This is a genomic window from Rodentibacter caecimuris (assembly GCF_001019715.1).
Taxonomy (GTDB): domain Bacteria; phylum Pseudomonadota; class Gammaproteobacteria; order Enterobacterales; family Pasteurellaceae; genus Rodentibacter; species Rodentibacter caecimuris.
The window spans coordinates 2,464,386-2,478,171 of record NZ_BBXJ01000001.1 but is presented as its reverse complement, the minus strand read 5'-3'; the positions used below and the strand labels follow the sequence as shown (position 1 = coordinate 2,478,171).

At 42.9% G+C, this 13,786-nt stretch carries 12 protein-coding genes and 1 pseudogene; 8 read left to right on the top strand and 5 right to left on the bottom strand.

Going from position 1 to position 13,786, the window contains the following annotated elements; all coding sequences use genetic code 11:
- Positions 1–33 precede the first annotated feature (33 nt).
- The 6 genes from def (at position 34) to mscL (ending at position 5,606) form a co-directional block, all read left to right on the top strand.
- Entirely contained in the window at positions 34–543 is a 510-nt protein-coding gene (gene def, locus PNEUHYL_RS12190) for a peptide deformylase (RefSeq protein ID WP_059368635.1), read from the top strand.
- 82 nt (positions 544–625) lie between these two features.
- Complete coding sequence (fmt, locus tag PNEUHYL_RS12185; protein WP_059368634.1) at positions 626–1,582, top strand: methionyl-tRNA formyltransferase; 957 nt, start codon at positions 626–628, stop codon at positions 1,580–1,582.
- A complete protein-coding gene (gene rsmB, locus PNEUHYL_RS12180; protein ID WP_418066647.1) occupies positions 1,582–2,952 on the top strand; it encodes a 16S rRNA (cytosine(967)-C(5))-methyltransferase RsmB in 1,371 nt (456 codons plus the stop codon). The genes fmt and rsmB overlap by 1 nt, the downstream gene beginning before the upstream one ends.
- 15 nt (positions 2,953–2,967) lie before the next feature.
- Entirely contained in the window at positions 2,968–3,774 is an 807-nt protein-coding gene (locus tag PNEUHYL_RS12175) for a glycosyltransferase family 2 protein (RefSeq protein WP_059368633.1), read from the top strand.
- Complete coding sequence (gene trkA / locus PNEUHYL_RS12170) at positions 3,771–5,147, top strand: Trk system potassium transporter TrkA (protein WP_059368632.1); 1,377 nt, start codon at positions 3,771–3,773, stop codon at positions 5,145–5,147. The genes PNEUHYL_RS12175 and trkA overlap by 4 nt, the downstream gene beginning before the upstream one ends.
- 69 nt (positions 5,148–5,216) lie before the next feature.
- Positions 5,217–5,606, top strand: a complete 390-nt coding sequence (gene mscL / locus PNEUHYL_RS12165) for a large-conductance mechanosensitive channel protein MscL (protein WP_059368631.1) — start codon at positions 5,217–5,219, stop codon at positions 5,604–5,606.
- Positions 5,607–5,714: 108 nt separating this feature from the next.
- Here the strand turns inward: mscL and oppF are convergent, their stop codons facing one another.
- The 5 genes and pseudogenes from oppF to PNEUHYL_RS12140 all read right to left on the bottom strand — a co-directional run bounded on the left by oppF (position 5,715) and on the right by PNEUHYL_RS12140 (position 11,320).
- Positions 5,715–6,704: a murein tripeptide/oligopeptide ABC transporter ATP binding protein OppF gene (oppF, locus tag PNEUHYL_RS12160; protein ID WP_059368630.1), complete on the bottom strand. Its 990-nt coding sequence runs from the start codon at positions 6,702–6,704 to the stop codon at positions 5,715–5,717.
- Positions 6,701–7,702: an ABC transporter ATP-binding protein gene (gene oppD / locus PNEUHYL_RS12155; RefSeq protein WP_059368629.1), complete on the bottom strand. Its 1,002-nt coding sequence runs from the start codon at positions 7,700–7,702 to the stop codon at positions 6,701–6,703. The genes oppF and oppD overlap by 4 nt, the downstream gene beginning before the upstream one ends.
- A gap of 9 nt (positions 7,703–7,711) precedes the next feature.
- Positions 7,712–8,635: pseudogene (gene oppC / locus PNEUHYL_RS12150) on the bottom strand (oligopeptide ABC transporter permease OppC).
- Positions 8,636–8,644: 9 nt separating this feature from the next.
- Complete coding sequence (oppB, locus tag PNEUHYL_RS12145) at positions 8,645–9,565, bottom strand: oligopeptide ABC transporter permease OppB (protein WP_059368628.1); 921 nt, start codon at positions 9,563–9,565, stop codon at positions 8,645–8,647.
- Positions 9,566–9,682: 117 nt separating this feature from the next.
- Positions 9,683–11,320, bottom strand: coding sequence for an ABC transporter substrate-binding protein (locus PNEUHYL_RS12140; RefSeq protein ID WP_059368627.1), 1,638 nt, complete (start codon positions 11,318–11,320; stop codon positions 9,683–9,685).
- Between the two features lie 256 nt (positions 11,321–11,576).
- On the opposite strand from PNEUHYL_RS12140, the gene tal reads away from it, so the two are divergent.
- Entirely contained in the window at positions 11,577–12,530 is a 954-nt protein-coding gene (gene tal / locus PNEUHYL_RS12135) for a transaldolase (protein WP_059368626.1), read from the top strand.
- A 360-nt stretch (positions 12,531–12,890) separates the two neighbouring features.
- A complete protein-coding gene (locus PNEUHYL_RS12130) occupies positions 12,891–13,514 on the top strand; it encodes a YagU family protein (protein ID WP_059368625.1) in 624 nt (207 codons plus the stop codon).
- The last annotated feature ends 272 nt before the right edge of the window (positions 13,515–13,786 follow it).

The following is a 13,786-nucleotide window of genomic DNA, read 5'->3' as shown; positions in this document are numbered from 1 at the left end:
CAACGAATTGCAATTTAAAAAATAAGAGAAATTATGACCGCACTTAATGTATTAATTTATCCTGACGAACACTTAAAAGTCGTTTGTGAACCTGTTTCCGAAGTCAATGATGCTATTCGCAAAATTGTCGATGATATGTTTGATACCATGTATCAACAGGAAGGCATTGGGTTAGCCGCACCGCAAGTGGATATCTTACAACGTATTATTACCATTGATATTGAGGGAGATAAACAAAATCAATTGGTATTGATTAATCCGGAAATTTTGGCGTCAGAAGGCGAAACCGGTATTGAAGAAGGCTGTTTATCCATTCCGGGTGTGCGTGCGCTTGTGCCTCGGAAAGAAAAAGTGACGGTGAAAGCCCTTGATCGTGACGGTAACGAATTTACCTTAAATGCAGACGGCTTACTCGCCATTTGTATTCAACACGAAATTGATCACCTCAACGGGATTTTGTTTGTGGATTATCTTTCCCCTCTTAAACGCCAACGCATTAAAGAAAAATTAGTAAAATACAAAAAGCAACTGGCAAAACAATAACGAAAAATGCGGTTAATTTTGACCGCATTTTACTTTCTCTCTCGTATTATCGGGAATATTCTTAAACATAACGCAGAACATGATGAAACCACTCAATATTATCTTCGCAGGTACGCCTGATTTTGCCGCCCGGCATTTACAAGCCTTAATCAATTCTCAACATAATGTGATCGCGGTTTATACGCAGCCCGATAAACCGGCTGGGCGAGGCAAAAAATTACAGGCGAGTCCGGTAAAACAGCTTGCCGAACAACATCATATTCCTGTTTATCAGCCTAAATCTTTACGTAAAGAAGAGGCGCAACTTGAATTAAAGGCATTAAATGCCGATGTAATGGTCGTAGTGGCGTATGGCTTAATTTTGCCGAAAGCGATTCTGGATGCACCGCGTTTAGGCTGTTTGAATGTGCACGGTTCTATTTTGCCGCGTTGGCGTGGTGCCGCACCGATTCAGCGTGCGATTTGGGCGGGCGATGTTCAAACCGGTGTGACCATTATGCAAATGGATGAGGGGCTAGATACCGGTGATATGTTGCATAAAGTTTATTGTGATATTTTACCGACAGAAACCTCCGCCGGTCTTTATGATAAATTGGCGAAATTAGCACCGTCGGCATTAATTGAGGTGCTTGATCAGCTTGAAAATGGAAAATTTATCGCTGAAAAACAAGATAATAGCCAAAGCAATTATGCGGATAAACTTTCCAAACAGGAAGCCGAGTTGGATTGGTCTCTTTCCGCAGCACAACTTGAACGGAATATTCGGGCATTCAACCCTTGGCCGATGGCTTATTTCAGCACGACGGATCAAGCGGGCAATTCGCAAACCTTAAAAGTGTATCAAGCGGAAGTATTGCCCCATCAAGATAAACCGGCGGGTATGATTCTGTGTGCCGATAAAACCGGTATTCAAATTGCCACGACTGAAGGTGTGCTGAATATTCTGCAATTGCAACCGGCAGGTAAAAAGCCGATGTCGGTACAGGATTTGTTAAACGGACGGGCAGATTGGTTTCCTGTCGGTAAGGTGTTAGCCTAATGAAAGTTCAACGTTCATCTCAAAAACCGAGAAAAAATCAGCCGATGAAAAAAACACGGGAAAAATCAACCGCGCTTTCCACAAGAGCGGTTGCCGCACAGATCATTTTACAAGTGCTTGATGAAGGGAAATCCCTTTCCGGCTTAATTCCTGCCGTACAGAACAGCGTAAAAATACAAGATCTCCCGCTCCTGCAAGAAATTTGTTTTGGCGTATGTCGTGTACTGCCTCGTTTGGAGCAAATCATCCAACGTCTTGTGGATAAACCGCTCAAAGGCAAAACCCGCATTGTGCATTGTTTGTTACTGGTCGGGCTGTATCAACTTCTCTATATGCGTGTCCCTGCGCATGCTGCGGTTGATGAGGTGGTGAATGCAACAAAAACGTTGAAATCGGATAGTTTTCGAGGGTTGGTGAACGGCGTGCTACGTCGTTTTTTGCGTGAACAAGAAAGTATTTTGGCGCAAGTGGATAAACATTGGCAAACATTGCACCCTGAATGGTTTGTGAATAAATTGAAAAAGGCTTATCCAACTTGGCGTGAAATCATTGAAGCGAATAATCAAAAACCGCCAATGTGGTTGCGGGTTAATTCACAACAAAACAGCACGGAAAATTACCGCACTTTATTGGCAGAATCGGAAATTGAGGCAGAAAATGGGATTCATCCCAATGCGCTATGCCTCAGCTCGCCTATTACAGTACAAAAATTACCCCGGTTTGCGGAAGGCGCGGTAACGGTACAGGATGTCAGCGCACAATGGGCGGCAACCTTGCTTGAGCCGCAAAATGATGAGTGGATTTTAGATGCCTGTGCCGCCCCCGGAGGGAAAACGACGCATATTTTAGAACTTGCTCCACAAGCGAAAGTCATCGCGTTGGATATTGAGGCACAGCGTTTGAGCCGGGTGGAAGAAAACTTGGCACGTTTAAACCAACAGGCAATTGTAGTTTGCGGTGATGCGACTAAACCGGATCAATGGCTGGCGGAAATTGGACAAAGTGCGGTGAAATTTGACCGTATTTTACTTGATGCGCCTTGTTCCGCCACCGGTGTTATCCGCCGTCACCCTGATATTAAATGGCTACGCCAAGAAACGGACATTGCACAACTTGTGGCATTACAAAAAAGTATCTTAAAAGCCCTTTGGGCGAAATTGAAACCGAATGGCATTTTATTGTATGCCACCTGTTCCGTTTTAGCTGAAGAAAATCGCGAGCAAATTGCCGCGTTTCTCGCAGAACAACATGATGCCGAATTACTGCCGTTACCTTTCACCGATAATGAAAGTGCGGTCGGTTTTCAGTTTATTCCGCAGCAAAATGGCGGTGACGGGTTTTATTACGCAAAATTGCGTAAACGGGCATAAACCAAGGGGGCGATAGTGTTTCCTCATATTGATGTGATTATTCCCTGCTATAACGTGGAAAAAACATTAACACGGGCGGTGGAATCTGTTTTGAGTCAACCTTATTTAGGCAAAATTTGGTTGGTTGATGATGCCTCGACCGATGGTACGCTTGCGTTGGCGAATCACTTTGCCGCACAGTATCCGGAACGGATTTTTGTCGAGTCAATGAGTAAAAACGGCGGTGTTGCAAAGGCACGAAATTGGGGCGCATTGCAATCCACCAACGAACTGATCGCTTTTTTGGATGCGGACGATGCCTATGAGCAAGGCGCATTAGAAGTGGCGGCGGCAACCTTTCATTTTCAGCCGGATACTTCGTTGGTACGTTTAGCCTTAAAACCGATAGGGTTGGAGACTCGTTATGCCGAACACCCTAATTTTGATTTTGCTTGGCAGCATATGAGAATGACCTGTGGTGGAAATGTGGTGTTTCGCCGTGCTTTTTTCTTGGCTTGCGGCGGATTTCCGCAGCATGCGTTATTCCGAGAATTAGGCGGTGAAGACGGCGCACTGGGTATTGCAACCACAAAAATTGCGAAAGTGGCAACCCTATTTGATGAGGCGGGCGTGTTACATTATTGCCGTGACGGTATGCACGCAGAGCGCTTACTGGATGCGGTTTTATTTCAAAAAATCGATGAACAGATCAGCGAAGAGAAAATGGCGCAAGCCAATGCAGTCACGGATGAAATCTGTCGCCAAGTGAATGCGTTAAAGTGCGGTCTAAATTCGGTGAAAATCGGAATTCAACCTCTGATCTTAACAAGGAGTGAGGCATGAAAATAATGATCCTGGGTGCCGGACAAGTGGGAACGACACTAGCGGAAAGTCTGGTCAGTGAAGATAATGATATTACCTTGGTGGATAATGAATCACCACGACTACAAGCGTTACAGGAAAAACATGATTTAAAAGTCGTGCAGGGTTCGCCTTCTTCCCCGAAAATCTTGCGTGATGCCGGGGCGGCAGATGCAGATTTAATGGTGGCGGTGACATCATCGGATGAAATCAATATGGTGGCTTGCCAAATCGGCTATACGCTATTTAATACGCCGACACGTATTGCTCGTATTCGTAATTCGGAATATTTACGGGAAAAAGACAAGTTATTCAATGATGAAAATGTGCCTATCAGCCATTTGATTTCACCGGAAAATTTAGTCACGGATGAAATTACCCGGCTCATTGCTTATCCGGGGGCATTGCAAGTGGCGCATTTCGCTAAAAACCGTATCAGCGTGGTAGTAGTGAAAGCGTATTACGGCGGTGCATTGGTGGGGCATGCCTTGTCCGCTTTCAAAGAGCATATGCCGCATATTGAATTTCGTATTGTCTCGATTTTACGCAGTGACAAAACGATTCGTCCGCAAGGTTCGACAATTATTGAAGCCGGTGATGAAATTACATTTATTTGTGCGACAGAGCATATTAAAGCGGTAATGAGTGAATTACAACGCCTCGAAAAACCTTATAAACGCGTGATGATTGTCGGTGGGGGTAATATTGCCGCCGGTGTAGCAAAACAATTGGAAGAGCATTGTACGGTAAAATTAATCGAGCGTAATGCGGAACGGGCGCAAGCCTTAGCGGAAAAATTAGCGAAAACCTTGGTTTTTCACGGTGATGCTTCCGATCAAAACTTGTTGTTTGAAGAACATATTGAGCATGTTGATGTGTTTTTATCATTAAGCAGCGACGATGAAGCCAATATTATGTCGGCATTGTTGGCAAAACGCTTAGGGGCAAAAAAAGCCATGGTGCTGATTCAGCGTATGGCGTATATCAGCCTAATTCAGGGCGGGACGATTGATATAGCCGTTTCTCCGCAGCAAGCGACAATTTCCGCTTTGTTGGGGTATGTGCGTAAAGGTGATGTGAAAAATGTAGCGAGCTTACATCATGGCGTTTCCGAGGCGATTGAAATTGTTGCCCACGGTGATTTGAATACTTCCAATATTGTGGGAAAAACGATTCGTCATATTCGTTTGCCTGCCGGTTGCATTATCGGTGCGATTTTACGCAATAATGAAGTGATTATCGGGCATAAAAATGTTGAAATTCAGGACGGTGACCATGTCATCGTATATTTAGGTGATAAAAAAGCGGTTTCTGAAATCGAAAAGTTATTCCAACCAAGTTCGTTCTTTATCTAAAGGGTTTACTTTTTAACCAAAGAACATATAATACGCCATGTCTTTAACTATAAGTAAAAGGAAAAACTTATGAGCTTTATAAAGGAATTTCGTGAATTCGCGATGCGTGGCAATGTTGTTGATATGGCTGTCGGTGTAATTATCGGTGGTGCGTTTGGCAAAATTGTAAGTTCACTTGTGGGTGATGTTGTGATGCCTGTACTGGGTATCTTAACCGGCGGCGTAGATTTTAAAGATTTAAAATTTATTTTAGAACCGGCAAAAGGTGATATTCCGGCAGTAACATTGAACTACGGTATGTTTATTCAAAACGTCTTCGACTTCGTCATTATTGCATTTGCAATTTTCTTAATGGTAAAAGGTATCAACAAATTGAAAAAACCGGTTGAAGCTGCACCGGCAGAACCTTCAAACGAAGAAAAATTACTTACTGAAATTCGTGATTTGTTGAAAAAATAATTTATCTTAGAACAGAATAAAAAAGTTGGCTTATGCCAACTTTTTTATTTTCTATGTAGAGCAAAAGCAAGTTAAAAAATAACAGATTTTTTTACCGCACTTTGCCTATTAAGCTTTTAAACACGCCACAAAATGTGTCCCGTTGTCGCTATGAAAGGACGGTTTTTGTAAACGACAATGTTCGTCTGCCAGCGGACATCGGGTTCGAAATACACAACCTGAAGGCGGGTTAATCGGTGAAGGAAGATCGCCTTCTAACAGCTGAATATTTTTGTTTCGTTCCAATTTGGGATCGGGAATCGGTACGGCGGACATTAATGCTTTGGTATAGGGGTGTTTGGTGTGGTTATACACTTCATCGTCACTCCCCAATTCCATGGCATTGCCTAAATACATCACCAGTACACGGTCGGAAATATGTTTTACCACCGCAAGATCATGGGCAATAAAAATTAGCGACAGCCCCATTTCTTCTTGTAATGATTTCAATAAATTCACCACTTGGGCTTGAATAGATACATCCAATGCGGAAACCGGCTCATCACAAATAATCATTTTCGGTTCAATAATTAATGCACGGGCAATACCGATGCGCTGGCATTGTCCGCCGGAAAACTCGTGCGGATAGCGATTGACTAAATTTGGCAATAACCCCACTTTTAACATCATCGCTTGCACTTTTTCTTTCACTTGTTCTGCATTCAAATGTGGTTGATAAATTTTGAGCGGCTCCGCAATAATTTCACCAATATTCATGCGAGGATTGAGCGAGGCGAGCGGATCTTGGAAAATCATTTGAATATCTTTGCGTGTATCACGCCATTGTTTGGGCGATTGTTTACGTAAATCTTTGCCCAGCCAAACAATTTCGCCTTCGTTTGATTCCACTAAGCCAATAATGGCACGGGCAAGGGTGGATTTTCCACAGCCCGATTCCCCTACGACACCTAAGGTTTCGCCGGCATAAAGTTGAAAAGACACATTTTTCACCGCCTTTAAGGTTTGTGGTTTAGCAAAAAAGAGGGCTTTATTATTTTTAATTTTGAAAGATACGCCCAGATTTTTGACCTCTAATAACAGATTTTTCTCTTTAATCATAAGTGTTGTCCTTCAAATTGTTCCGGCGGAATCCAGCAATTCCGTAAACGCCCTTGGGAAAGTGTGGTCAGTTTTGGCGCAGTTTTGCATTGTGCTTCGGCATAATGGCAACGGGGTGAAAACGGACAGCCTGTCGGTAAATGTAACAAATTTGGCGGATTTCCCGGAATTGTGACGAGTGTTTCATTTTTACCGTCAAGGCGGGGAATCGCTTCCATCAGCCCGAGGGAATAAGGATGGGTCGGATGATAGAAAATTTGTTCCGCCGTGCCGTATTCCATCGTCCGACCGGCATACATCACAAGCACTTGATCACAAATCCCCGCGACCACACCAAGATCATGCGTGATCATAATAATCGCCGTGTTAAATTCCCGTTTGAGTTCATTTAATAAGGTCATAATTTGAGCCTGTACCGTCACATCCAGTGCGGTGGTCGGTTCATCGGCGATCAGTAATTGGGGGCGGCAAAGTAATGCCATGGCAATCATTACACGTTGGCGCATCCCGCCGGAAAATTCGTGCGGATACATCCCCATACGTTTTTTGGCTTCCGGCATTTTCACTGCGTCCAACATGTTTACCGATTCATTGAATGCAGTTTGTTTGTCGTAACCTTTATGCAACATCAAGACTTCCATTAATTGGTCGCCTATCTTCATATAGGGATTCAAGGATGTCATTGGATCTTGGAAAATCATCGCAATTTGTTCTGCTCGGATTTTATTAAGTTGTGCCGTCGGTAAATTGACCAGTTGCGTGCCGTTAAATAAGGCTGAACCGGAAACCTTCCCGTTTGCTGCAAGCAAACCCATTAAAGCAAAGGCCGTTTGGGATTTACCGGAACCGGATTCTCCCACAATGCCGAGGGTTTGTCCGGCATCTAAGGTGAAATTGAGATCATTTACCGCCGTAACAATACCGTCAGGCGTATGAAAATTGACATAGAGGTTTTGCACAGCCAATAAGTGCGGTTGATTTTGATGTTGTTTTTCCATAAACCTCTCCTAGCGATCTTTCGGGTCGAGCGCATCGCGTAAGCCATCGCCGATAAAGTTAAAACAAAATAGTGTTAAACAGAGGAAGAAGGCAGGGAAGATTAAAAGCCAAGGGGAAACTTCCATTTGTGCCGCGCCATCACTTAATAATGCGCCCCAACTGCTCATTGGTTCTTGTGTTCCCAAACCTAAAAAACTCAAGAAAGATTCAAATAAAATTAATCCCGGCACTTCCAAAGAGGCATAGACCGCGACTAAACCTAATACATTGGGAATAATGTGCTTGAGAATAATTTGGCGGCGCGGCACACCGCATACAATAGCGGCTTCGACAAATTCTTTGTTTTTGAGGCTAAGGGTTTGACCGCGTACAATCCGAGCCAAACCCAGCCAGGCAATCGCACCGATGGCAATGAAGATCAATAAAATATTCTGCCCAAAAAGAGTGACCAGCAAAATCACAAAAAACATAAAAGGGAATGAGCTGAGAATTTCTAAGAATCGCATCATCACCATATCAATTTTGCCGCCAAAGTAGCCGGAAATCGCGCCATAAATTGTCCCGATCATCACCGAAATTAACGCACCGGCAATCCCCACCATCAGGGAAATCCGCCCGCCAATAGCAACCCGAACCAGAAGATCACGGCCTGATGAATCTGTGCCGAAGAAATGCAATCCCTCCGTAGTCGGGGCAACGCCCATCATATTCCAATCCGTATCTTCATAGGTAAAGGGAAAAAATAGAGGCGCAAAAGTGATAAACAATACGATGAGTGCCAATAAAATTTAACTGGCTACGGCGGCTTTATTGCGGAAGAAACGGCGCTTCGCATCTTGCCAGAGGCTCCGCCCCTCAAGCTGCATTTCCTCCACACGTTCTGCAAGTTGTTCCACAAATTCAGTATTTTTTTGGTTAATCGGTTGGCTCATTGCACACTCCTAATAACGAATTTTCGGGTCAATGACCGCATATAAAATATCGACAATCATATTAAACAAAATAGTCAGCGTGCCAACCAGAATGGTTAAACTTAATACTAAAGAATAATCACGGTTCAGTGCGCCATTCACAAATAATTTACCCATGCCCGGTAAACCGAACACGCTTTCGATTACCATTGAACCGGTGATAATGCCCACAAATGCGGGGCCGAGATAAGTGATGACGGGCAAAAGTGCAGGGCGCAGTGCGTGTTTTAAAATAATTCGACGGGTAGAAAGCCCTTTGGCTTTGGCGGTGCGAATAAAATTGGAATGAAGCACTTCAATCATTGAACCCCGCATAATCCGAGCAATTCCCGCCACATAGCCGATAGTGAGTGAGGCAACCGGTAAAATTAAATAAGGCAAGGCGCCTTCATTCCAACCGCCGGCAGGCAACCAACCAAGCCAAATGGCAAAAAACAATACAAGGAGAGGGGCGAATACAAAACTGGGCATAATGACCCCTGTCATTGAGATACTCATCAAAATGTAATCCCACCGACTGTTTTGTTTTAGTGCGGCGATTGTGCCGGCAGAAATACCTAGGGTGAGGGCAAACAAAAAAGCAATGCTGCCGAGTTTTAGGGACACCGGAAATGCCGCGCCGATTAAATCGTTCACAGATTGATCTTTATATTTAAACGAAGGGCCGAAATCACCTTTCGCCAAGTTTTCCAAATAGCGTACATATTGTTTGTGAAGCGGTTCGTTTAGGTGATATTTTGCTTCAATATTTGCCATCACTTCAGGCGGATAGGCGCGTTCGGAAGTAAAAGGGCTGCCCGGTGCCAAACGCATGAGGAAAAAAGAAAAAGTAATTAAAATAAACAGGGTTGGAATCGCTTCCAACACGCGTTTAAGAATAAATTTGAACATGATTACTCCAACCCCAAATATCACAGCGATACTTTCTTTCCTTGTTTATCAGGCAAGGATTTTATAAAAATAAAAGTGCGGTCAAAAAAACAATCGTTTTTCCAACCGCACTTTTTCTTAATGTTTAATGATATAAAGATTACGCAATAAAATATGATCTTGCGGATCTTTAGCGGTATAACCGCCCACATAAGGTTTTACCAGACGCGGATTAACGTAATTGTAAACCGGCACAATAGCGAAATCTTTCGACAAAATCGCTTCTGCTTTTGCGTAGGCTTGCGCACGGCCTTTAGCATCACTGGCTAAATAAGATTCCGCCATTGCCTTATCATATTCCGCATTGGCGTATTTTGCCGTGTTGTTACTGGAGGTCGATAAGAAATAGTTACCGAAAGTGGTCGCTTGGTTGTAATCTGCAAGCCAACCTGCTCGGGCCACATCGTAACGACCGGCACGGCGACTATCAATGTAAGTTTTCCATTCTTGGTTTTCTAATTTCACCTCAATTAAGCCTTTGGTGTTGGCTTTCCACATAGAAGCGGCGGCGATTGCCACTTTTTTATGGTTCTCGTTGGTGTTGTAAAGAATGGTAAATTTCAACGGATTAGATTTGCTGAAACCTGCTTCCTCCAATAATTTAATCGCCTCTTCATTACGTTTTGCCATTGGTTGTTGGGAATAAGCCGGTTGTTGGATTTGTTCTCCCTCTGCAATATAAGGTGGCGTGAAAACGTAAGTTGGTGTTTGACCTTGCGCCAGCACTTTATCTGTAATCACATTACGATCAAGGGCATAGTTTAAGGCTTGGCGTACCCGTTTATCATTGAAAGGCGCTTTCAGATTATTGATTTCATAAGTATAAGTTGATAAAACCCGAGCGGTGAACACTTGATCGGGTAATTCTTTTTTCAACTTAGCAAATTGTTCAGGGGGAAGCGTATAGTGAGTAATATCTAAGTCCCCGGCACGATAACGGGAAACATCGGTACTCGGATTTTCGATTGCTAAGAAAGTCGCCGTGTTGATTACGGTTTCTTTATCATTCCAATAAAGCGGGTTACGTTCAAACTCAATTTTTTCATTGATAATGTGATTTTTTAGTTTGTAAGCACCATTGGTCACAATATTTTCTTTTTTCACCCAAGCATCGCCAAATTTTTCAACGATTTTTTGTGGGGCAGGTAATAAAGATTGGTGAGTGGTTAAACCGGCGGCATAAGGTACGGGATTGGAGGAATAAACTACAAAGGTGTAATCGTCTTTGGCTTCAACGCCTAAATCTTCCGGTTTTTTCTTGCCGTCAATAATATCTTGCGCGTTCACCACTTGCATGTAGTCTAAAAAGCTGGCGTAAGGCGAGGCGGTGTTTGGATTGACTAAACGGCGCCAAGAATACACAAAATCTTGGGCGGTAACAGGATCACCGTTTGACCATTTCGCCTCTTTGCGAAGATGGAACGTCCAAGTTTTATAATCCGGTGAGCTTTCCCAACTTTCTGCTACCCCCGGTACTAATTCACCGTCCGAATTGGTGCTTATTAACCCCTCAAATAGTTGATAAAGCACTTGTGATTCCGGTACGCCCTCAGTTTTGTGCGGATCAAAACTTTGTGGTTCCGAACCGTTATTAATGACAATATTTTGTACCGGGGCAAGATCGCTTCCCACTGGAACTTGAGCGGCATAAAGACTGCCGGAGAGCGCCAAAGTGAGGGAGAAAAAGATACATTTATTGAGTAGGTTACGTTGCATAGTCACTCCTTTTGGGGTTAATTGTTGTGAAATCATCATTATTAAAATCGTTGAATTTATTGATTTATCTTAAATGTTTAAATTTGTAAAGGCTTTATTTCCCAACAAAGGTGATATCGATCACAGTTTTGATAAAAAACTAAAAATCCTTCTTTTTCTCCTGTAAAACTATTCGATCTATTGCGATTTCTTACTATCACTTTAAATTCAATTTATGCTATCGTAACGCCCATCAATCAAAACTAAGGAGAAGACAATGACAACTCAATTAGATTCACTTCGTAGTATGACTGTGGTAGTGGCGGATACCGGCGATATTGAAGCCATCAAAAAATATCAACCGCAAGATGCTACAACCAACCCTTCTTTAATTTTAAGCGCGTCGGCATTACCGCAATATGCGCCGTTAATTGATGAAGCCGTGAGTTATGCAAAATCACAAAGCAATGATAAAACACAACAACTGATTGATGCGGAAGATAAATTAGCGGTAAATATTGGTTTAGAAATCTTAAAAATTGTTCCGGGACGTATTTCGACAGAAGTAGATGCCCGCCTTTCTTACAATACGCAAGCCACCGTTGAAAAAGCCCGTAAACTGATCGCACTTTACAATGCCGCAGGCATTTCCAATGATCGTATTTTGATTAAAATCGCTTCAACATGGCAAGGTATCCGTGCCGCAGAAATTCTTGAAAAAGAGGGGATTAACTGTAACCTAACCTTATTATTCTCCGAAGCGCAAGCGCGTGCCTGTGCCGAAGCGGGCGTATATTTAATTTCACCGTTTGTTGGACGCATTCTAGACTGGTATAAAGCAAACAGTGATAAAAAAGATTATGCACCTGCGGAAGATCCGGGCGTGATTTCCGTTACCAAAATTTATAATTACTACAAAGAATACGGTTACAACACCGTGGTGATGGGGGCAAGTTTCCGCAATGTGGGTGAAATTATTGAATTAGCCGGCTGTGATCGTTTAACCATCGCGCCGCCGTTACTCAAAGAATTGCAAGAAAATTCAACCGCACTTGAGCGTAAACTTGACTTCAAAGGTGAAGTCAAAGCAAAACCTCAACCGCTCACTGAAGCCGAATTTTATTGGCAACATAACAGCGATGCCATGGCGGTAGAAAAATTGGCTGAAGGTATTCGTAAATTCGCCGTTGATCAAGAGAAATTAGAGGCGATGTTGGCGGCAAAATTATAATTTTTGTTGAATCAAGATTAACGCCTGCGCCCGTTATGTTGAACGTAACGGGCGCATTTTTATAACAGAGAGGGCTTATCGTATTTTCTCCGTTTCTTTAAACTGTGTATTGCTACATCATGCCGGAAAATTTGGGGTAAATACTCTTTTTTGAGTAGGAAATAGCTTTAAATCTTGACTGTTTATTTAAATTGGTGAAGAATTTAAAGCCACGTTTTGCCATTAATTATCGGTGATTTATTTTTTTCGATAACAAAAATAAATGTTCGGTAATTTAAGCGGCGAAATGTTGCAGCCCACTTTTTGGTGATATTGAATCACAAGTGCGGTTAATTTTTTCTTACATCTTCGGAGCAAAATATGTCAGGTATTTTCACTCAAACTCCGCCAAACCGCCGCCGTTATAGTGTGGCGATTCTTGTCGGTATCATTGCAGGTATTATCTCTGCATTTGTAAAATGGGGTGCGGAGCATCCGTTCCCGCCACGCAGCCCGATTGATTTCTTCGCTGCGGCTTGTAAAGTGGACATCACGGGATTGACCCAAGATCAGGTATTGCAAGTTTGTTCGCGTGCTTTCTTAAACCCGCCACACGTTTTCTTGCGTGATTATTTAGGCATTGATCCGACAGAAGCGGCGTTTACTTTTGCAGATCATGCCTTTAACTGGATTGGTGTGACACACATCATTTTCTCATTAGTGTTCGCTATCGGTTATTGCTTAGTAGCGGAACGTTTCCCAAAAATCAAATTCTGGCAAGGTATCGGTGCAGGTATCATCGCAAATATCTGTGTACACTACATCACGTTCCCGGTATTAGGTTTAACGCCTCCGGTTGCGGAATGGCCGTTATACGAACATATTTCCGAATTAGTCGGTCATATTTTCTGGTTTTGGACGATTGAAATTATCCGTCGTGACTTACGCAATCGAATTACCGGTCAACCGGATCCGGAAGTTCCTTTGAAAGAGGCAACGGAATAAAAATCAAAAAAGACAAGGCAACGGAATGTTGCCTTTTTTACACTTCAATTATGTTCGCAGCGTAACCCGCAACCGCAAAATGGTTTTCCCGAATGCGACTCGCTCTATTTCAAACCAAGCGCATTTTTTAGACTAGATTGATTTCCTATAAATTTTGACCGCACTTTAATGTCGTTCTCGAAACGTTTTTGGGGCAATAGGTTGGTTTTTTAAAATTTGACAAAATGTACGTGTTCTTGAAACCCCAACATATCACTGACTTCTGTACACTT

What these genes read in the sequence shown, in the direction of transcription:
- def (WP_059368635.1), top strand. Translation starts at nt 34, where the DNA reads ATGACCGCACTTAATGTATTAATTTATCCTGACGAACACTTAAAAGTC.
- fmt (WP_059368634.1), top strand. Translation starts at nt 626, where the DNA reads ATGAAACCACTCAATATTATCTTCGCAGGTACGCCTGATTTTGCCGCC.
- rsmB (WP_418066647.1), top strand. Translation starts at nt 1,582, where the DNA reads ATGAAAGTTCAACGTTCATCTCAAAAACCGAGAAAAAATCAGCCGATG.
- trkA (WP_059368632.1), top strand. Translation starts at nt 3,771, where the DNA reads ATGAAAATAATGATCCTGGGTGCCGGACAAGTGGGAACGACACTAGCG.
- mscL (WP_059368631.1), top strand. Translation starts at nt 5,217, where the DNA reads ATGAGCTTTATAAAGGAATTTCGTGAATTCGCGATGCGTGGCAATGTT.
- oppF (WP_059368630.1), bottom strand. Translation starts at nt 6,704, where the DNA reads ATGATTAAAGAGAAAAATCTGTTATTAGAGGTCAAAAATCTGGGCGTA.
- oppD (WP_059368629.1), bottom strand. Translation starts at nt 7,702, where the DNA reads ATGGAAAAACAACATCAAAATCAACCGCACTTATTGGCTGTGCAAAAC.
- oppB (WP_059368628.1), bottom strand. Translation starts at nt 9,565, where the DNA reads ATGTTCAAATTTATTCTTAAACGCGTGTTGGAAGCGATTCCAACCCTG.
- PNEUHYL_RS12140 (WP_059368627.1), bottom strand. Translation starts at nt 11,320, where the DNA reads ATGCAACGTAACCTACTCAATAAATGTATCTTTTTCTCCCTCACTTTG.
- tal (WP_059368626.1), top strand. Translation starts at nt 11,577, where the DNA reads ATGACAACTCAATTAGATTCACTTCGTAGTATGACTGTGGTAGTGGCG.
- PNEUHYL_RS12130 (WP_059368625.1), top strand. Translation starts at nt 12,891, where the DNA reads ATGTCAGGTATTTTCACTCAAACTCCGCCAAACCGCCGCCGTTATAGT.